Here is a 19,276-nt window from a genome sequence, read left to right on the forward strand (position 1 = left end):
CCGGCGACGGGGGACTTCCCACAAGGGAGTGATGTTCAGCATGATCCGGATGACTCGACGTGTCCTGGTGCCGGCGTTCCTGGCCGCATCGATCCAGCTTCTCGCGCTGGCCGCGGCGCCCGGCGCCGCCTATGCCAGCGACGGCGACTCCAGCGTGGCCCGATGCTCGTTGCAGGTGGCCGATGCCGCCAAGCAGATCCGGCCGGTGAGCGGCTACGCGCTGGACACCGCAAACCTCGTCGGCGATCCGGCCGGCCCTTCACCGGCCAGCGCGGTCCCGACGCACAAGGACTTCAACAACGGCATGCGCACGGTGTGGGACGCCCCGCAGACGGGCGACACCACCTACCTGGGCGCCGGGCCGCAGATGACCGCGGTCGACCAGGGCAGCGCCGCCGCGCCGACGACCGCGATCACCGGGTACTGGACCCACAACGGTGACGTCTCGGGCGCCACCGAGCAGACCTTGCGGGCGGTGTCCGCGGACGGCGGCTCGTCGTGGCCCACGCCCACCACCGTGAGCGGCGGCACCGCCCCGTTCTCGGTGCAGCTGCGCGACGGCCGGGTGTTCTCCGTGGGATTCAAGGCCACCAGCGGGTACGACTACTCCGGCACCATCACCGACACGACCGGCGCCGCGGCCACGGCCACCCCGATCGCCGTGAAGTTCCCGGACACAGTGCAGACGGCCTCCAGCCCGCTGACCTACTCACGTACGGCGGGGCTGCCGATCCAGCGCTCCGACGGCTCGGTGCTGCTGCCGATGTACGGATCGGACCGCGCGAACACCGCCCACTCCATCGTCGCGCTGACCGTCGCGACTCCCGCGGCGGGACAAACCGACTGGACCTTCCAGGCGCTGCGACCGGACCTGCTGTCGCCGCTGTCCGCCACCAACAAGGCCGTGACGTTCGGCTCGGCGTACCCGAATAGCAACTTCAGCGAGGCCGGCCTGCTCGAGCGGCCGAACGGGTCGCTGATCGCGGTGATGCGCAACCTCGTCGTCGGGCAGAGCAGCGGCTCCGACTTCATGAAGTGGAGCACCTCCACCGACAACGGGCTGAGCTGGAGCGCGTACGCGACCATGACCGGCACGATCGGCGGCTGGAACGGCAACGGCGTGGCGCAACCGACCGCGAGCGGTCTGCCCGGCATCAACCCGCAGCTGGAGCTGATGACCAACGGCCTGATCGTGCTGAGCTCCGGCAAGCCGGACAACTGGATCGCCTTCTCGACGACCGGCAACGCCACCGGCTGGACCGGGCAGTACACGTACCGCAACTGCCCGACCACCTCGGTGACCCCGTCGCGGAGCTACTACACGGGCAACGACCCCGACCAGTGGCGCTACGGTTCGAGCGGGAACACCTCGCTGGCCCGCACCGGCAGCAACCGCATCCTCCAGTTCGGGGACAACTGCCACAACTACCACTGGGGCTGCGTCCGCACCGACACGTCGTTCCACGCGCAGCCGGCCCAGTCGCCGTACACCGTGGATCTGACCAGCCGGATCTGGCAGCGGCAGGTGTCGGTGGTGACCCCCAACACCGGCAAGCTCGACCTCGCCGGCTTGAAGGCCGCCGGACAGCTCCAGGTCACCGGCAACATGACCTGGGGCTCGGCCGCGCACCCGCGGGCGGGAGCGGCCGGCGCGTTCGACGGCAGCCGCGCCTACTGGTCGTCGGCGATCGCCACCGGCGGCCCCGGCACCCTGCAGCTCGACCTCGGCAAGCCGTACACGTTGAATCGGGTGGGGTTGAGCCTGCGCCCGCAGCTGCCGGAGTCCGCGACGGTGGAGGTCTCGGCGGACAACGCGACCTGGACGACGGTGACCAGCCTGAGCAACGCCGTCACCCGGGCGCTCACCTACGCCGACATCACCCCGGTCGCCGCGCGCTACGTGCGCGTCACCGTGCCGGCGACGAGCGGATGCGACGCCGGGCTCGGCACCTCGTGCGCCTTCCTCAACGAGATCGAGCTGTACTCCACCGTCGACGGCTTCGAGAACGACCCGTGGGGCAACCTTCCGCGCGGCGCGGACGCGAGCCGGCCGGCGCTCATGAACTGGATCACGACCGACACCAGCGGCGGCAGCCACCAGGCGCTGCGCATCGCCGATTCGTCCGCCGACGCCATCGCCGGCATCTCCTTCGCCGCCCCGGCCGCCGCGGCACGCACGCTCACGTTCCGGGTCAAGCCGTTGCAGTGGGCCACCAACGTCCCCGAGGGCGGGTTCCTGTTCACCGTCGACTCGGGCACGACGCCGGTGCTGTCGCTCGCGGTGTTCAAGGACGGGACGCTGCACGCGTACACGGCGGGCGACTATGTCGCGCTGGGCGGTCCGTCGGTGCCGATGAACGCCTGGTCGACCATCACGGTCACCCGCACCGCGAGTGGCGGCACCCTCCAGATCAACGGCGGCACGCCGGTCGCGGTGCCGGTGCGCAACAGCGCGACGACGGTCAGCGGGTACACGTTCGCCTCGGGCGGCACGGAACCCAACGGGGATCAGGTGCTCATCGACGACGTCTCCTTCAGCTGATCTGATCGCCGACCAACGCCAGGCACTGGATCGCGGACAGGCCGTACAGGGCGGTGGTGTTGGTCGACACCCACACGGCGGCGTCGGTGGGATTGAGCGTGGTGCTCACCCGCCGGCTCGCCCAGGGCAGGTCGGGCGCGTAGCCGTCGCCGGTGTAGAAGTCGCGCCAGGCGCGGGTGGCCAGGGCGGCGTCGTTCAAGCGGACGGCGGCGTACGCGGTGAGCCGGGCGTGGCCCTGCTTGAGGATGAGGTTGCCGAAGTCGACGCCGCACTCGGCCGCCTGCTCGGCCTTGGTGGCGTTGAAGAGCCGGCAGTACTGCAGCCAGGCCACCTCGAACGCGGGCTGGCCGACCAGGTCGATCACCTCGGCGCAGATCTCCACCTGGCCGAACATGGCGCTCAGATGGGAGACGCTGACCGTCTTGGCGGTGACCGGCGCGAAGCGGCCGGTGTCCAGGTCGTACAGGCCGCTGCCGGTCACGAAGCCGTTCGGCATGGCCCCGATCGTCTCCATGGTGCCGAGCAGCTTGGACCGGGCCAGGTCGGCCTTCGGGCCGCGTCGCTCCCACTCGGCGAGCCAGGCGGCGGCCAGGCCGCTCCAGTCGGTGCCGAGGCCGATCGACAAGGCGTGCGGGTCCGGCGTGTACGGCTCGGTGCGGATCTTGCGGATGGGGTCGAGCACGAGGAACGTACGGTCCGAGTCGACGAGCTCGGTGAGCAGGTCGCCGGTCCGCTCGTCGGCGGTCAGGTAGTAGTACATGCGGCGGTAGACGGCGGTGCTGATCCGCTGCTGCTTGGCGCTGTCGGCCCAGTGCTGCACGCCGTGCCGGGTGCCGAGCCCGGCCCACTTGCCGAGGTGGTAGACGTCGACCTCGCCGGTGTGCCGGGTCATCGCCTCGGCGAAGCGGAAGATGTCGGCGCGGCCCGAGCGCAGGAACGCGTACCACAGCCAGAGGTCGGGCGAGAGCTCCGAGTTGTCCCAGGCGTAGCCGCCGACGTCGTACCGCCAGACCAGGCGGTCCTCGTCGAAGGTGTGCATGATGTCGCCGTAGTTCCAGAAGCCGTACCAGTGCCGCTGCTCGACCTGCTTCTGGTAATAAGCGAACAGGAAGTCGAGGTGGTCCTCGATGACGGCCTTGGCCGGGTTGCTGCGGTCGACCGGGCTGAACAGGCCGCCGAAGACGCGGGCCGCCACGAGGTGCCCGACCGGGTTGACGAGCTGGGGCGGGGTGCGGACCTGGGCGGCCATCGCGCCGAACCGCTCGGCCGTCGGGGTCGCGGCCAGCGCCCACAGGGTGAGCTCGCTGGTGCGCGAGATGCCGTACGGGGTGCCGAATCCGGGCTCGTAGTCCTCGTAGGTGATGTTGAGGCCCTCGAGCTGCTCGGCGTACGTGTCCTGGCCCATGCCGTCGTGGTAGAAGCGCATGTCCATCGGGCCCGCCGCCGGCGACCAGAGCCAGACGGTGACCTCGGCCAGGTCGGTGTGCGCGCCGCGGATGTCGAGCTGGGTGGGGTGCCGCTGCCAGAAGTCGCGCAGCCCGAACGCCACACCGCCGGTCACTCCGCCGACGTAGCCGAGCCCGGAGGCCCGCCGGCCCTGATCGACCTGGACCCAGCCGTACCCGTGCTTGGTCCGCTTTTGGATCGTGAATCCCTCCGCGGACAGCTGACTCAGCGTGTAGTCGCCCCACTCGGGAATGTATTGCAGCCGGGTCGTGACGCGCTGGTCCCAGGTGGACGGATCGGGGAGCTTGGTGCCGGCGATCTGCGCGGCCCGGATGGCCGACCCGGGGTCGCGACGCTGGCCGGTGATGCCCTTGACCGCCTCGGCCAGCAGCCCGGCGCCCTCCCCCGCGAACCGGATGTGCCGGTCGTAGGCGGCGTCGCGCATCGGCACCTGGAACCGCACGCCCAGCCCGGCGATGTAGTCCCGCGAGCCGTCCCGGTCGTAGACGAAGGTGTGCATCATGCGGACGCTCTCGGCGCCCGCGAAGAAGCAGAGCCGCACGGTGAACGGCAGCCACTTCCCGTGCCGGCCTTCGATGCGCACGACCGCCCGGACCGGACCGTGCTGCTCGAGCGAGACCTTGTGGATCACGCTTTCGCAGCGCTCGCGCGGGGCGGCCCGCTCCTCGTCCTCCTCGATCCGCTCCTGGCGCAAGCTCACCAGCACCCCCTGCCGCGCGATCTCGCTGTCGCCGCGCCACAGGTGGCTGATGATTTCGCGTCCCCGCCGGGGAATCCGTGCCCGGATCACACCGGTGTCGACGTCCACATAGTCCCGATGGCTCTTCACCGTGACCGCGATGGCCGGCTCGGCGGGAACGCCGGCGGCGAGGGCGTAGGAGTCGGCCGGAACCGATGGGGCCGCGGCGTGCCCGCTCCATTTCAGCGAGCCGTCCGGCCAATACGCGAGCGGCCAGCTCTGCATCGGCACGGCGCTGCCGTCGGGCGCGGTGAGCTGAAAGGAGGTGCCGGCCGGGACTTCGCCCTTGGGCCAGGGCGTGCCCCAGGTCGACGTGGCGGCCGCGCCAGGCGTTCCTTCCAGCCAATTCAGCGTCACCGGCGGTGGTGCGGCACGGCGCTGGGCCGGAATCGCCGAAAGAAGGGGGATGGACGCCGCGCCCGCGAGCACCTGTCGACGGTTCACTGTCACTCCTTCACTGAGCCGATGAGAACGCCCTTGGCGAAGTGCTTCTGCAGGAACGGGTAGAACAGCAGGATCGGGACCGTCGCGATCACGATGATCGCGAACTTCACGCCCTGCTCGGGGAACGCGTAGCCCTGCAGGGCCTCCAGCGCGTTGGCCGAGTCGGCCTCCGGCGCGGTGAGCTGGCGGACCAGCATCTGCAAGGTCCACTTATGGCTGTCCGAGATGTAGAGCAGCGGCGACATGTAGTCGTTCCAGATGGCGACCGCGTAGAACAGCGAGAACGTGGCGATGATCGGCTTGGAGAGCGGCAGCACGATCCGCAGGAAGACCTGCAGGTCGTTGGCGCCGTCGATCCGCGCCGCCTCCTCGAGGGCCTCGGGCAGCGCCTGGAAGAACGTCTTCACGATGATCAGGTAGAACGGGTTGATGGCCAGCGGCAGCACCAGCGCCCAGTAGCTGTCGAGCAGCCCGAGATCGCGCACCACGAGGTAGAGCGGGATCATGCCACCGGTGAAGACCAGCGTGAAGATGACGAGGTTGAGGACCAGGGTCCGGCCGGGCAGGTAGCTCTTCGACAGCGGGTACGCCATCGTGAGCGTGAGCATCACCTGGATGGCGGTGCCGACGGCGGTCACGACCACGGTGACCATCAGCGCGCGGACGAACGTGTCGGTGCCGAAGATGTAGTCGTACGTCGTGGTCACGAACTTCTCCGGCCACAGGAAGAAATGCCGGGACGCGATCTCCGACTCGCTCGCGAACGACCCCGCCAGAACATAGAGCAGCGGAAGTACGGTGATCAGCCCCAGCCCGATCAGAAACACCGCGTTGAACCAGTCGAAGAGCCGGGAACGCATCAGTACAACCCCCGCTCGCCGAGGCGCTTGGCCAGCCAGTTGGAGCCGAAGATGAGCAGCACGCCGACGACCGCCTTGAACAGGCCGACCGCGGTGGCGTAGCTGTAACCGCCCTGGGTGATGCCGACCTGATAGACGTACGTGTCGAAGACGTCGGCCACCGAGCGGTTCAGCGACGTGGTCATCAGCCAGATCTGCTCGAAGCCGGTGTCGAGCAGGTGGCCCGAGGTGAGGATGGCCATTACGACAATCGCCGGGCGGATGGCGGGCAGTGTGATGTGCCAGAACTGCCGCCACCGGCCGGCGCCGTCCACCCGGGCCGCCTCGTACAGCTGCGTGTCGACGCCGGCCAGGGCGGCCAGATAGACGATCGTCCCCCAGCCGGTCTGCTTCCACAGCGACTGCAGCACGATGATCGGGCGGAACCACTCCTCCTGGGCGACGTAGTCGACCGGCCGGCCGCCCACGATGCCGTGGATGAACTGGGCGATCACGCCGTAGTCCACGGAGAACAGCAGGTAGGTCAGCGACGCCACGATGGTCCAGGACAGGAAGTGCGGGATGTAGATCAGCGACTGGACCGAGCGCTTCACCACGTTCTGCCGCACCTCGTTGAGCAGCAGCGCCACCACGATCGGCGCCGGGAACACGAACAGCACGGTGAGCAGCGCCAGCACCAGCGTGTTCACCAGCAGCCGGCCGAAGTCGGGGCCGGTGAACAACGCCTCGAAGTGCTTGAGTCCGACCCACGGGCTGTCCGAGTACCCGAGGAACGGGAGGTAGTCCTTGAACGCGATGGTCAGGCCGTACATCGGCCAGTACTTGAAGATCAGGAAGTACGCGAGGCCGGGCAGCAGCATCAGGTAGAGCCACCGGTTTTTCAGAAGCGACCGCCGCGGCGCCTGCGGGGGAGACTCGACCGGCGCCTGGCGGGGTGCCAGTTGGGTGGCCATCACTTGAGGAGATCGTTGATCTCTTGCGTGATCTTGGTGCCGCCGCCGTCGTACCAGCGCTTGATCTCGGCCTTGAGCCCGTCCTCGGTGATCGCGCCGGACAGGTACTTGACCCGCGCGTCCGGGATGATCTTGTCGAGGGTCGGGCCCTGCGCGATGGCGGTCGGGGCGATCACGCTCAGCGCCGGGTTGTGGACGGCGGTCTTGAGGTCCTCGTCCTCCATCGGCTTGCGCTGCTCGATCAGCTTGAGCTTGGCCTCGTCGGCCGGCTTCAGCGGGTAGTAGCCGCCGTTGACGCTGTACCGGGTGCCGAGCTGGATGAAGGCGTTCTGCACGTCGTTCTGCACGATCTTGACCGCCGGGTCGTCCAGGCCGATCGGCACCGCGTAGTTGCCGTCGAGCTTGAAGTTGCGGCCCTCGATCCCGTTCGTGATCAGGATCGAGCCCTCCTTGCCCTCCAGCTTGTCGAGCACCTGCAGCAACTGGTCGAGCTGCTCGTCCGTACGGATGCGCTGTTTGGAAATGGCGAGCACGTTGTTGTATCCGGTGAACGGGGACGAGAACTTCTGCCCGTCGGCCCGCTTGAGGTTGCCGACCATGAGGACCTTGTCGGCGTCCTTCGCGTTCTTCTCGCGGAACAGGTCGTAGAGCTGGGTGGCGCGCACGTCGACGTCGATGATGATGCCGCCCTTGCCCTGCACGAACGGGTCCATCCAGTTGCCGGTGTCCAGCGTCGCGAAGTCCGGGTTGATCAGGCCCTCGTCGACCCACTTCTTGAGCTCCTTGTTGGCGGCGAGGAACTCCGGGGTGTCGAAGCCGGGCACGTACTTGCCGTCGCGCAGGCCCCAGCCGTTGGGCGCGCCGAACCAGGTCTCGAAGACGTCGTACGGGCTGGCGGTGGCGTACTTGCCGCTCCACTTCGGAATGATCAGGCCGTACGTGTCCTTCTTGCCGTTGCCGTCCGGGTCCTGCTCGCGGAACGCCTTGGCGATGGTGTAGAGGTCGGGCACCGACTGCGGCTCCGGGAGGCCGACCTTGGCCAGCCAGTCCTTGCGGATCGAGATGGCGGAGCGCAGCAGCGGGCGCACACGGTAGATCCCGTACGTCTTGCCGTTGGTCATCGAGTTCTTGGCGGTCTGCGGGTCGAGCGGCTTGAGGTTCGGGTACTTGTCGAGCTTGCCGGTCAGATCCCAGAAGGCGCCGGCCTCGGCGGTCTTCACGAACGACGGCGACTTCTCGTCGGCGACCATCACGTCCGGGAGGTTGTTGGACGCCAGCGTCACGTTCGCCTTGTCGTTGTAGCTGGCGTCGGGCACCCAGGTGATGCTGAGCTTCTTGCCGATCAGCGCCTCGACGGCCTTCTGCAGCTCGCCGTCCGGGTTCGGCGCGGTGCCGTACAGCTTCGACATGATCGTGATGGTGTCGCCGGTGCCCTCGGCCTTGTCGTCACCGCAGGCGGCGACGGTCAGGGCGGTGGTGAGGGCCAGCGCGGCCGCCAAGGTCTTCGTTGTTCTCATGAGATCTGCTCCGCTCGTAAACGCGCCTCGTTCTCGGCGAAGAACCGCAGACACAGCCACGTGTCCAGCTGGATCCATGCGCCGACGGAGATCACCAGGGCCAGGAAGGGGTACGTCGCGGTCGCCTTGACGACCGCGAGGAAGGCGAACAGCAGCAGCACCGACGAGGCCGGCCGGGTGAGGGCGAACAGCGACGCCTTGGGGAGACATGTTCGGGGGGCCAGGTCGTAGTGCACGACCATCGGAAATAGATAGGAAGCGATGACTGCCGTGGCGGCCAGGCCCGCCAGCGTGGCCAGCCGCGGGGCGGTGGCCGCCGGCCCACGACTCGCGAAGTAGAGATAGTCACTGACCAGGAAAACGCTTACCCCGAGGACCGGAAAAAGCAGGGCGGTGCCCCGCAGGAACTGCCGCCGGTACGCGTCGAGGAAAGCCGGGAAGGCCTGAAAGGATTCACCGCGGGCGTGCCGGCGAGCCAGGGTGTACGCCGCGAGGGTGGCCGGGCCGGCGCCCAGCACGATCCCGCCGAGCAGGGTGCCCGCCAGCCACAGCAGGTTGAGGCGGGCCGCCCAGAGGACCTCGTCGGCAGCGTCGTAGAGCCTGATCACCCAGGTCGGCGAGCCACCTCGTGCGTACACGGCGTGAACGTAACTTTGAACCGTATCAATGTCAACGTTCATCTATGTCTTGTGCGGCCAGCGATCGTCCCGTGCGCTCGTTGGCGTGATCCAGCAGCCGCATGACCGGCGTGACGGCCACGCCGTGCAGCACGACCGACACCAGCACCACGAAGCCGATGGTCGCCCAGATCAGCTCGGTGCCCGGGAACGACGCGTGCGTCAGCGCGTAGGACAGGTAGTAGAACGAGCCGATGCCCCGGATGCCGAACGCGGCGATCACCCAATGCTCGGCGGTGTGCCCCGGCGCGCCCCGCAGCGACAGGAAACCACACACCGGCCGGATCACGAGGATGAGAGCCAGCCCGACCAGAACCGCCTGCCAGGTGAGCGGCTTGAGCAGCCCGCCCACCACCGCGCCGCCGAACAACAGCAGCAGCAGTACGGTGAGCAGCCGCTCGACCTGCTCGGCGAAGTCGTGCAGTACCTGGTGGTACTCGTGCGAGCGCTCGGCCGCGCGGATCGCCCGGGCGGCGACGAACACCGCGAGGAAGCCGTATCCGCCGGCCACCTCCACGACGCCGTACGCGAGAAAGGTCGCCGCCAGGGCGAGGAAGCCCTCGGAATGCCGGGCCAGGCGCAGCGCCTCGGCCCGCGGCCGGAAGAACAGCCAGCCCAGCAGCTTGCCGACGAGCAGGCCGCCGGCCACGCCGACCACCATCTTGTAGCCCAGGTCCTGCCACGCCCAGTGACCGATCCAGCCCAGTCCCGCGGTGCCCGCCATCGCGATGGCCGCGTAGACGAACGGGAACGCCAGCCCGTCGTTGAGCCCCGCCTCCGAGGTGAGCGCGAACCGCACCTCGTCCTCGGAGTCCTCCTCGTCGGTGGGCTCCCCCACCTGCACATCGGAGGCCAGCACCGGATCGGTCGGCGCCAGCGCGGCCCCCAGCAGCAGCGCCGCGGCCGGCACGAGCCCGGCCCACCACCAGCCGAGCAGCGCGACCGCGGCGATGGTGGCCGGCATGGCGATCGCCAGCAGGCGCCAGGTCGACGCCCACCCCTTGCGGCTGAGCGGCCGGTCGATCTTCAGGCCGGCGCCCATCAGCGCGACGATCACCCCCACCTCGGTGAGGTGCTCGGCGACCTTGGGGTGCGCGATGGGGTCGGCATGTGGCAGGCCTAGCGGCAGGCCGAAGGCGAGCATGCCGAGCCCGAGAAAGGCGATCGGCATCGAGAGGGGGCGCCGCTCCAGCAGCCGAGGAAGAATCCCGGCCAGCAACGCCCCGACCCCGACCACCGCGAACACCACGTCTGACTTCTGCACAGCCCACAACTGCCCGCTCAGGCGCGAGGCATGCGCTTTTCGGGGATCAGCGGTAGCGCGGTTTGCGTGCGACGTCCCCGGACGTCGCAGCTAGGACAGGGCGGCGGCGAGGCGCTCGGCGTTCATGTACGCGATCGCCTCGATGGAGATCATCGGGTTGACGCCCGACGACGTCGGGAAGGTCGAGGCGTCCGCGATGATGAGGTTGGGGACCTCCCAGGTTGCTCCGTCCGGGCCGGCGGCCGAGGTCTTCTTGTCGCCTCCCATGCGGGCCGAGCCCATGATGTGCAGCGCGGCCATGGCGATCTCGCCGGGCGCGGTGCCGAGGCCGTTGGTGCGCTGGATGAAGTCGTCGAGGGAATCCTTGCCGCGCTCCCAGATCCGGCCGCGCTGATGGCCGGAGAACATCTGGGACGCGCCGGCCGCCTCGACGATCCGGGCGGCGCCCTCGATCCCGGCCCGCATGTGCGCGGCGTCGTAGGCGGAGATGCGGTAGCGCACCACTGGCTCGCCGTCGCGGCCGACCGTGACCTGCCCGCTGTCGCGGTCGCGGGTGATGACGCCGACCCCGCTGAGATGCGGGAGCGAGCGCATCCGGCTCAGGTGGGTCGCGGCGCCGGTCCAGCTCATGAAGGACACGGCGATGGCGGGATTGGTGGCGGCGGTCTCGTAGATGACGCCGTATCCGTTGCCGTCGAGGTCGGCGTGCTCGGTGGAGTACCGGGTCTGCATGCCGCCCTCCCACGGCCGGACCTCCTCGTCGAAGACGCCCCAGACGCCGGTGGCCGGGTGCAGGCGCAGGTGCCGGCCGATGTTCGGATTCGTCAGGCCGGAGCGGCGCAGCAGCGCGGGTGTCCGCACGCTGCCGGCCGCGGCCACCACGGCCCGGGCGCGGATGGTCACCTCGTGGCCGCCGGCCGTGCGCCCGGTGACGCCGGCCGCGCGGCCGCTCTTGATGGTCACCGTGCGCACGTCGACGCCGACCACGAGCCGGGCGCCCGCCCTCTCGGCGTCGACGAGCCACGTCTTGGCGACGGACTGCTTGGCGCCGATGCGGCAGCCCAGGCCGCACCGGCCGCACTCGATGCCGGTGTCGCAGCCCCGGACGTTGCGGGGCATCTCGTCGACATGCCAGCCGAGCTTGGTCAGCCCGCGCTCCATCAGGGCGTCGCGGGAGGAGATCTGGTTGTGGTCGCGGTTCACGCCGAGCCGGGACCACACGGCCTCGAGGCAGCGCTCGTACTCGTCGGTGGCGAACTGCGGGACCCCGAGCGCCGCCCATTCGCCGCGGACCCGCGGAGGCGTACGGAATGAGGTTGAGTAATTGACCACGGTGCCGCCGCCGACGCACTGCCCTTGCAGGAGGCTGAGCTGGCCTTCCGCGCTGCCGGCCGGGCCCGGCGCGTAGAGCCGGGACAGGCCGGAGAGCTCGCCGCCGTCGAAGTCCTTGTCGTCGTAGTACTCGCCCTTCTCCACGACGATGACGTCGAGGCCGTGGGCGGCGAGGACGGCCGCGGCGGTGCCCCCGCCGGCGCCCGAGCCGACGACGACCACATCGCAGTCGAAAGTGGTCGCCGCCGGCGGGCGGATCGGCGTCAGCGGGGGCGCCGGCGCGTCGGCCCGGGCGCCGAGCGGGCCGGGGTAGCCGATGGCGTCCCACAGCGGCGAGTGACCGTCCGGCCCGGGCGCCATGTAGTAGGAGAGGGTGGCGGCGCCCTTGAGGGCCTGGAAGAGCGCCCTCTTGGCGGCGATGCGGGACTCGGCCAGGGCGAGCAGCATCTGCTCGCGCCGCTGCTGGGGCTCGCGGGAGAACCGCCGGGCGCCGCCGCCCAGGGCCAGTCGCACGACGGGCGACTCCCACAGGTCCAGCAGCCGCAGGAATTGCCGGACCTCGGCGTCGCGCGGGTTGTGCAGGACCAGCGCGGCCATGATGTCGACCGCGCCGAGCTCGCCGGCCGACGGTATGCCGGCCCCGTCGCCCGGCGCGAACGTGTCGCAGATGCTCGCCAGGGTGGCGCGCTGCGTGTCCGTCAGCTCCATGCTTGAACTGTAATTCAGCGTTAACTTGTTGGGAAGATGCCTAGATTTCTGGTCACCTCAGCGCTGCGATTGCCGGTTAACAACCGGGATCTCGATGCTGATCGGCCGGGCCTCGGAGAGGAACAGCAGGGCCGCCTGGCGCAGGAACTCGTCGAAGGTCCAATAGGCCGCGGGGGCGAGCGGGAAAGGCAACAGACCTTCCCGTACGGCGACGAAGGGTCCCCAGGCCGTCCGCAGCAGCGTGTCCCAGATCGGCTCCGGCGGGATGCTCAGCCAGCCGGCGATCCGGTCGCCGAGCATGAAGCGGGTGAACGCCCCGAGGATGGGCTTGCTCAGAATGCCGGCGTCGATCACCGAACCGAGGTTGAGCAGGATGTCGGCCAGTGCCTTGCCCTCGGGCGTGACCGCCAGCACCGGGTCGAGGACCTCCTGGGCCTGGGAGTTGGCCTCGGTCCAGGTCGCCGGGATGTATTCGTCGCGGATCCCGAGCAGGTGGGCGCCCACCTGCCACGAGTGCAGGAACGCGGTGGACTCGGCGGCCGGGATCGGCACCCGCCAGGCGGTGAGCTTCTGCATGACGGTCGTGGGCAGGCTGTGCCAGGTGACCATCATGTCCCGCTGGCTGATCGGGATCTCCTCGTCGGCGGCCTGCGTCCAGTACGGCGATTGCGGCAGCAGGTGACGGACCGCGGCGTGCACGAGCCGGGTCTTGACCGCCGTCACGATCATCGAGCCGTCGCTCTGGTACGCGTTGACCGCGCCGATGTCGTACCCGAGCTTGGCGGTCTTGGAAATGCGGTCCTTCATGTCGGCGCCGCCCTGGGAGTAATAGACGGCGCGGGCCTCCTTCGGGATGACCGTGCTCATCATGCCGCTGGCCAGCCCGTAGAGAACGCCGAGGTAGAGGCCGCGCTTCGTGTTGAACTCCACCGCGGTGGCCAGTTTGCGCTTGTCGGTCCAGGACGGCAGCTGACGGGCCCGCTCCATGAAGTCGCGCAGGTCGGCGGGCAGCCCGTCGGGCAGCGGCTGGCCGTTCTTGGTCCAGGTCCGCAGGACCTGGTTGACGGCGGGCACGTCGCCCCGGTCGAGGAGCGACGCGACGAGCGGGTCAGCTTCGTCGTCCCACACCCAGCGCGGATCGGCGCCCGTGCCGGCGCCGGCCACCGAGCCTTTCGGCGACCACGTCCACAGTGATTTCGCCTGAGCCGGAGCGGCGATGCCGAGCGCACCGAGCGCGCCCAGGGCGCCGCCGGCCTTCAATACCGCGCGTCTACTGGTTGGTTCCATGGTTCGTCTCCCTCCGCTCGCTGATACTGTGAAACATGATGTGCATCTATGTATCTCGATCACAAGACCTTTGATACGGTGCGTATATGACGTCGTTGCTGGAGCGCGCTCTCGCCGACGCGTTCGAGCCCGGCGGCGACAGCGACGAGATCGCCGAGCGTCTCCTCGACGCGGCCTACGACCAGTTCTGCCGCATGGGCATCCGGCGCTCCACGATGGAAGATGTGGCCCGCCGGGCCGGGGTTTCGCGGATCACCGCGTACCGCCGGTTCGCCACCAAGGACACGCTGGTCGAGCACGTCGTGCGCCGCGAGTTCCGCCGCTATTTCGACCAGTTCCAGATCGACATCCGGCCGGCCACGACCGCCGCCGACCGGGTGGTCCTGGGCTTCGTGAGCTCCTTGCAGGCGATCCGGCGCAACCCGCTGATCGGCGGCCTGATGACCGCCGAACCGGATCTGCTGATCCCCTCGATGATCAGCGACGGCGGCCGGACGATGGCCGCGGTGCAGCGCTTCGTCGCCGGCCAGCTGCGCCGCGAGCAGCACGCCGGCACCATCTCGGCGACGGTCGACGTGGACCTGGTGGCCGAGGTGATGACCCGGCTGTGCTGCTCCTTCCTGATCACTCCGAGCACCGTCGTCGACCTCGACGACGACGAGCAGCTGAGGACCGTGGCGCGCCGGTTCCTGGTGCCGATGCTCATCTCCGGGGGATGAAGTAACCGGGCCCGCCGGGCTGCCACTCTGGCCGGATGACCGGGCATCGCGCGAAGACCTTGCTGGGCGCCGGAGCAGTGGTCCTTGTCGTCCTCGCCGGATGCAGCGGCGGGACCGACACGCCGACCGTGGCCGCCAGCCCGGCGGCGTCGTTGCCGCCGGCCGAGGTGGTCGAACGCGCGCTCAGCGACATCGAGCGGTACTGGACCGCCACCTACCCCACGATCAGCGACGGGAAGCCGTTCCAGCCGATCCAGGGTGGCTATCACCCCTACACCCAGAGCACCCCGCCGCCGGCCTGCGGCGGTGAGGAGGGCGTCTACCAGCCCAACGCGTTCTACTGCCCGGTCGGCGACTTCATCGCGTGGGACGCCGAGAAGCTGATCCCGGAGCTGCAGAGCAACTTCGGTCAGCTGCTCGTCGCCGTGGTAATGGCCCACGAGTACGGGCACGCGGTCCAGCACCGCCTGGGGGTGACCGATCAGCCCACCGTGGTCCTGGAACAGCAGGCCGACTGCTACGCCGGCGCCTGGATCGCCGACGCGAAGGCCGGGCATGCCGGCTCGTTCACCGGCATCACGCCGGCGCAGATCGACGACGCGCTCGCCGGCATGCTGCAGCTGCGCGATCAACCGGGCACCTCCGCGACGAACCCGGGGGCCCACGGCAACGCCTTCGACCGGATCCGGGCCTTCCAGGACGGCGTGGAGAACGGGGCCACCAAGTGCGCCGGGTACAACTCCGACAACCTGCCGATCACCGAGGTGCCGTTCACCCGGGACCGGGACGCCGCGACCGGCGGCAACCTGCCCTACGAGGAGGCGGTCGACACCATCGTCAAGGACGCGGAGGCGTACTGGGCCAAGGCCTATCCGCAGCTCACCGGCAAGCCGTGGACCCCGCTGAAGGTGCAGCCGTTCGAGCCGGGTTCGGCGCCGGTGTGCGCGGATCCCGACGCCATCGCCAACGGCGCCGCCTTCTACTGCCCGGACGGCGATTTCATCGCCTACGACGATCAGAAACTCCAGGCACTGTACGAGCAGCTCGGTGACAACGCCGTCGGGCTGCTCCTCGGCGACCTGTACGCGCGGGCCGTCCAGCATCGCCGCGGCCAGTCCACCGAGGGCAGCGCCGGTCAGCTCACGGTCGACTGCCTCAACGGCTCCTGGACGAACGATCTGCTGAAGCGCGGCAACCAGCCCGACGCCACCACGTTGTCGCCCGGCGACCTCGACGAGGCCGTCGCGGCGCTGCTCGCCCTCGGCCGGGCCACCAAGGGAACCGGAGCGTCCGGGTTCGACCGGATCGCCGCCTACCGCAACGGCGTGCTCAACGGGCTTTCCGCCTGCAAGTGACCCGGATCAGCCGGGCGTCGCCAGCCAGCGCTGGGCGGCGTGATAGCCCTCGAGGCTGGACTCGCCGACCACGTCGCTCGCCTCGAAGACCCGTACGCCGTCGACCTGCTCGACCGTCCGGTTGCGCCGGAGCTGGTGCAGGACCGCCGGGTCGACGCCGGTCAGATAGAGCCGACCGCCCGCGTCGGCCAGCCGTCCGGCGTAGTCCGACAGGACGGCGAAGGCCGTCGAGCCGAGCATGGCGCGTCCCCGCAGCCGCAGGACCACGACCGGTCGCTCGGCCTCCGCGGGATCGGGCAGGCGGGCCTGCAGGGTGCGGGCGCCGGCGTAGAAGAGGCTTCCGTACACGTCCAGCAGCACGACCTGGCGCGACTCCAGCCGCCGCGGCGCCGGGTGCTCGACGAAGGCGCCGTCGTCGCGCGGCGTCAGCTGGACCACCCGCAGGTCCGCCGCCTCCCGGTTGAGCTGCATGAGCAGCGACAGGACCACGCCGATCCCCACGGCGGCGGCCACCGGCAGGAACAGCGTGGCCAGGAAGGTGGCGCACACCGCGATCCTGGAGATGGCGCCGGTGCGCAGGATCGCCCGCACGTCGGCGGCCCGGAAGGCGCCGATCGCGGCGGCGATGAGCACCGCGGCCAGGGTCGACATCACCACGGCGCCGACCAGGCCGGAGAAGAGCAGCAGGAGCACGGCCATCCAGAGGCCGGAGAAGATGGCGGCCCAGCGGTCCGCGGCGCCGGACGCGACGTTCAACGCGGTGCGGCCGACCGAGCCGCCGACCGGCTGGCCGCGGAACAGCCCGGCAAGCAGGTTGCCGGCTCCCTGCGCCAGGAAGTCGCGGTTCGGGTCTGCTCGGGTCTTGTCCGGGTTGGGCGCCGACTCGCTGACCCCGGCGCCCTGCACCAGGACGACGGCCGCCACGGCGAACGCCCCGGCGAGCAGGCTGAGGGAGAAGTCCGACAAGTGCGGCAGGCTCGGCGCCGGCAGCCCGCTCGGGATGCCCCCGGCGTCGCCGGCCACCGGCACGGAGTCGGCCCCCGTGAGGGCCACGACGACGCTGGGCACGATCAGCGCGACGAGGGTCGAGTACGCCGCGAACCGGGTGGGCCGCAGCGCCACCAGCACCGCCAGGGCGAACAGCCCGGCCAGCAGCGCGGCGGCGTTCACCCGGCCCAGGTGGGTCAGCAGGTCCCACGCCTTGGCCAGGGCGAACGGCCCGCTCGCCGAGGCGCCCGCCAGATCCGGCAGCTGGCCCAGGACGATGTTGACCGCCACGCCGGACAGGAATCCGATCATCACGGAGTGCGGCACGAACCGGATGTAGCGGCCGAGCCGGGCCAGCCCGGCCACGACCATCAGCGCCCCGGCCAGCAGGGTCAGCAGGAACAACGCCCGCGGGCGGTCCGCGGCCGGGACGTCCGCCAGCGCCGAACCGGCGGCGACGGCCGCGGCGCTGGTCGTCGTGATGACCATCAGCCGGGTGCCGGCCGTGAGCCCGCCGCCGATCGGGCCGAAGATGCTGGCGTAGAGCCCGTACACCGGGTTCACGCCGGCCAGCACGCTCGCCGCCATGCCGTCGGGCACGCCGCTGATCGCTCCCGGCAGCCCGGCCACGAGATCCTTGCGGACGGTCTCCCGTCGGGGTGCTACCCGGCGCAACCAGCGCCTGGCCCGGCCGGCGATCACCACGCCGTGATTGTCGGCCGGGCGCCGCGCGCGGAGCATCATGCGCGGCGGATGAGCCTCCGGACGGCCGGATGAGGAACCATCCGACCATGCCCGCGAACGCAGCTGCCCCGCCACGAGCCGGTCTGGTGCTGGTCGCGCTGATCACGGTGGCGGGCGTCGCGAACCTGAACCTGTCGGTCGCCAACGTCGCCCTGCCCTCGATCGGCCGGGCCTTCGACTCGTCGCAGACCACTCTGGATCTGATCGCGGTCGGTTACTCGCTCGGCCTGGCGGCCTCGGTCCTGTACCTCGGGGCGATCGGCGACCGCTACGGGCGCAAGCTGCTGCTGCTCCTCGGCATGGTGCTGTCGATCCCCGCCTGCCTGCTGGCCGCCTACGCACCCTCCGACGGGGTGCTGTTCGTGGCGCGCGTGCTCGGCGGGGTGTCGGCCGGCATGGCTTACCCGACGACCCTGGCCCTGATCACAGCGTTGTGGTCGGGGCCGGGGCGCACCCGGTCGATCGCGCTGTGGTCGTCGATCGGCGGGGGGATCGCGTCGCTCGGGCCGCTCGCCGCCGGCGCCCTGCTGCAGAGCTTCTGGTGGGGATCGGTCTTCCTGATCACCCTGCCGCTGGCGGTGCTGGCCCTGCTGCTGGCGTACTTCACCGTGCCGGCGCACGTCAACGAGACCTCGGAGCCGGTCGACAACCTCGGCGGCATCCTGTCGGTCGTCCTGGTCGGGGCGACCATCGTCGCGATCAACTTCGCGCCGGTGCCGAGCAAGGGTGCGCTCGCGCTCGGCGGCGCCGCGGTCGCGCTGGCCGCGCTGGCCGGCTTCGTCATCCGGCAGCGCCGGGCGCGGAACCCGCTGTACGACCTGCACGTCGCCGGCCGGCGTGTCTTCTGGGTCGCGGCGTGCGCCGGGATCATCGTGTTCGGCGCGCTGATGGGCTCGGCGTTCGTGAGCCAGCAGTACCTGCAGAACGTGCTCGGCTACTCGACGTTCGAGGCGGGCGCGGCGTTCCTGCCCGCCGTCGTGCTCATGGTCCTGGTGGCCCCGCAGTCGGCCCGGCTGATCGAGACGCGAGGGTCGCGGTTCACCCTGCTCATCGGCTACGTGTTCCTGCTGCTCGCGTTCGGCTGGATGCTGCTGCTGTGGAACGAGGGCAGCTCGTACTGGCAGGTCGGCGTCGCGTACGTGTTCATCGGGACGGGCGTGGGTTTCGCGGGCACGCCGGCCTCGCACTCGCTGACCGGCTCGGTGCCGGTGCAGCGCGCCGGGATGGCGTCGGGCACCGCCGACCTGCAGCGGGATCTCGGCGGCGCGGTCATGCAGTCGGTTTTCGGGGCGTTGCTCTCGGCCGGTTACGCGACCGCCTTCGCCGCCACCGTCGCGGCGTCACCGGAACGGCAACAGGTCTCCACGAGCATGGAGAACCAGCTCACCAAGTCCTTCTCCAGCGCCGCGGACGCCGCGCAGCAGTACCCGCAGTACGCGAACCAGATCGTCGCCGCGGCGAAGGCGTCCTTCCTCGACGGCGCCGACTGGGCGTACACCGCGGGCATCACCGCGATCGTGGTCGGCGCGGTGATCGTGTTCTTCCTCTTCCCCCGCAAGCCCGCCGAGGAGCGGCTGCTCGCGCAGTACCACGCCGAGGACACACCGGTCGGGGCGGATCCGGGTACAGCAGGCTATACCCGTAGTGGGTAGCTGCCGGGATCGATCGCGGTCGCTGGCGA

General features: G+C 70.1%; 13 protein-coding genes. 4 read left to right on the plus strand and 9 right to left on the minus strand.

The window, feature by feature from the left end:
* Positions 1-49 precede the first annotated feature (49 nt).
* Positions 50-2,542: a galactose-binding domain-containing protein gene (locus ACQPZX_RS33715; protein WP_433364300.1), complete on the plus strand. Its 2,493-nt coding sequence runs from the start codon at positions 50-52 to the stop codon at positions 2,540-2,542.
* On the opposite strand, the gene ACQPZX_RS33720 is transcribed toward ACQPZX_RS33715, so the two are convergent.
* From ACQPZX_RS33720 to ACQPZX_RS33755, 8 genes are all read right to left on the minus strand, one after another.
* Positions 2,535-5,192: a hypothetical protein gene (locus tag ACQPZX_RS33720; protein WP_433364303.1), complete on the minus strand. Its 2,658-nt coding sequence runs from the start codon at positions 5,190-5,192 to the stop codon at positions 2,535-2,537. The genes ACQPZX_RS33715 and ACQPZX_RS33720 overlap by 8 nt on opposite strands.
* 2 nt (positions 5,193-5,194) lie before the next feature.
* Positions 5,195-6,052: a carbohydrate ABC transporter permease gene (locus tag ACQPZX_RS33725; RefSeq protein WP_433364306.1), complete on the minus strand. Its 858-nt coding sequence runs from the start codon at positions 6,050-6,052 to the stop codon at positions 5,195-5,197.
* On the minus strand, positions 6,052-7,005 hold the full coding sequence (locus ACQPZX_RS33730; protein WP_433364309.1) for an ABC transporter permease: 954 nt from the start codon (positions 7,003-7,005) through the stop codon (positions 6,052-6,054). Before ACQPZX_RS33730 ends, ACQPZX_RS33725 begins: the two co-directional genes overlap by 1 nt.
* Positions 7,005-8,522 carry an extracellular solute-binding protein gene (locus ACQPZX_RS33735; RefSeq protein WP_433364312.1) on the minus strand — a complete coding sequence of 506 codons (1,518 nt, stop codon included), beginning with the start codon at positions 8,520-8,522 and terminating at the stop codon, positions 7,005-7,007. The genes ACQPZX_RS33730 and ACQPZX_RS33735 overlap by 1 nt, the downstream gene beginning before the upstream one ends.
* Positions 8,519-9,160 (minus strand): YesL family protein, encoded by a 642-nt coding sequence (locus ACQPZX_RS33740; RefSeq protein WP_433364315.1) that lies wholly within the window; start codon positions 9,158-9,160, stop codon positions 8,519-8,521. Before ACQPZX_RS33740 ends, ACQPZX_RS33735 begins: the two co-directional genes overlap by 4 nt.
* A gap of 31 nt (positions 9,161-9,191) precedes the next feature.
* Positions 9,192-10,463 (minus strand): cation:proton antiporter, encoded by a 1,272-nt coding sequence (locus ACQPZX_RS33745; RefSeq protein ID WP_433364317.1) that lies wholly within the window; start codon positions 10,461-10,463, stop codon positions 9,192-9,194.
* Positions 10,464-10,553: 90 nt separating this feature from the next.
* Positions 10,554-12,503, minus strand: coding sequence for a GMC family oxidoreductase N-terminal domain-containing protein (locus ACQPZX_RS33750; RefSeq protein ID WP_433364320.1), 1,950 nt, complete (start codon positions 12,501-12,503; stop codon positions 10,554-10,556).
* A gap of 57 nt (positions 12,504-12,560) precedes the next feature.
* Entirely contained in the window at positions 12,561-13,790 is a 1,230-nt protein-coding gene (locus ACQPZX_RS33755) for an oxygenase MpaB family protein (protein WP_433364323.1), read from the minus strand.
* An 86-nt stretch (positions 13,791-13,876) separates the two neighbouring features.
* Between ACQPZX_RS33755 and ACQPZX_RS33760 the strand changes: the two genes are divergently transcribed.
* Positions 13,877-14,509, plus strand: coding sequence for a TetR/AcrR family transcriptional regulator (locus ACQPZX_RS33760; RefSeq protein ID WP_433364325.1), 633 nt, complete (start codon positions 13,877-13,879; stop codon positions 14,507-14,509).
* A gap of 35 nt (positions 14,510-14,544) precedes the next feature.
* Positions 14,545-15,864 (plus strand): neutral zinc metallopeptidase, encoded by a 1,320-nt coding sequence (locus ACQPZX_RS33765; RefSeq protein WP_433364328.1) that lies wholly within the window; start codon positions 14,545-14,547, stop codon positions 15,862-15,864.
* Between the two features lie 6 nt (positions 15,865-15,870).
* Here ACQPZX_RS33765 and ACQPZX_RS33770 read toward each other — a convergent pair whose 3' ends face one another.
* Complete coding sequence (locus ACQPZX_RS33770) at positions 15,871-17,595, minus strand: SulP family inorganic anion transporter (RefSeq protein WP_433364331.1); 1,725 nt, start codon at positions 17,593-17,595, stop codon at positions 15,871-15,873.
* 47 nt (positions 17,596-17,642) lie between these two features.
* Here ACQPZX_RS33770 and ACQPZX_RS33775 point away from each other — a divergent pair, with 47 nt between their 5' ends.
* The gene (locus ACQPZX_RS33775) at positions 17,643-19,247 is read left to right on the plus strand and encodes an MFS transporter (RefSeq protein WP_433364335.1); all 1,605 of its coding nucleotides are present in this window, start codon (positions 17,643-17,645) and stop codon (positions 19,245-19,247) included.
* The last annotated feature ends 29 nt before the right edge of the window (positions 19,248-19,276 follow it).

The sequence above is a fragment of the Actinoplanes sp. CA-142083 genome (assembly GCF_050942195.1).
In the GTDB taxonomy this organism is placed as follows: domain Bacteria; phylum Actinomycetota; class Actinomycetes; order Mycobacteriales; family Micromonosporaceae; genus Actinoplanes.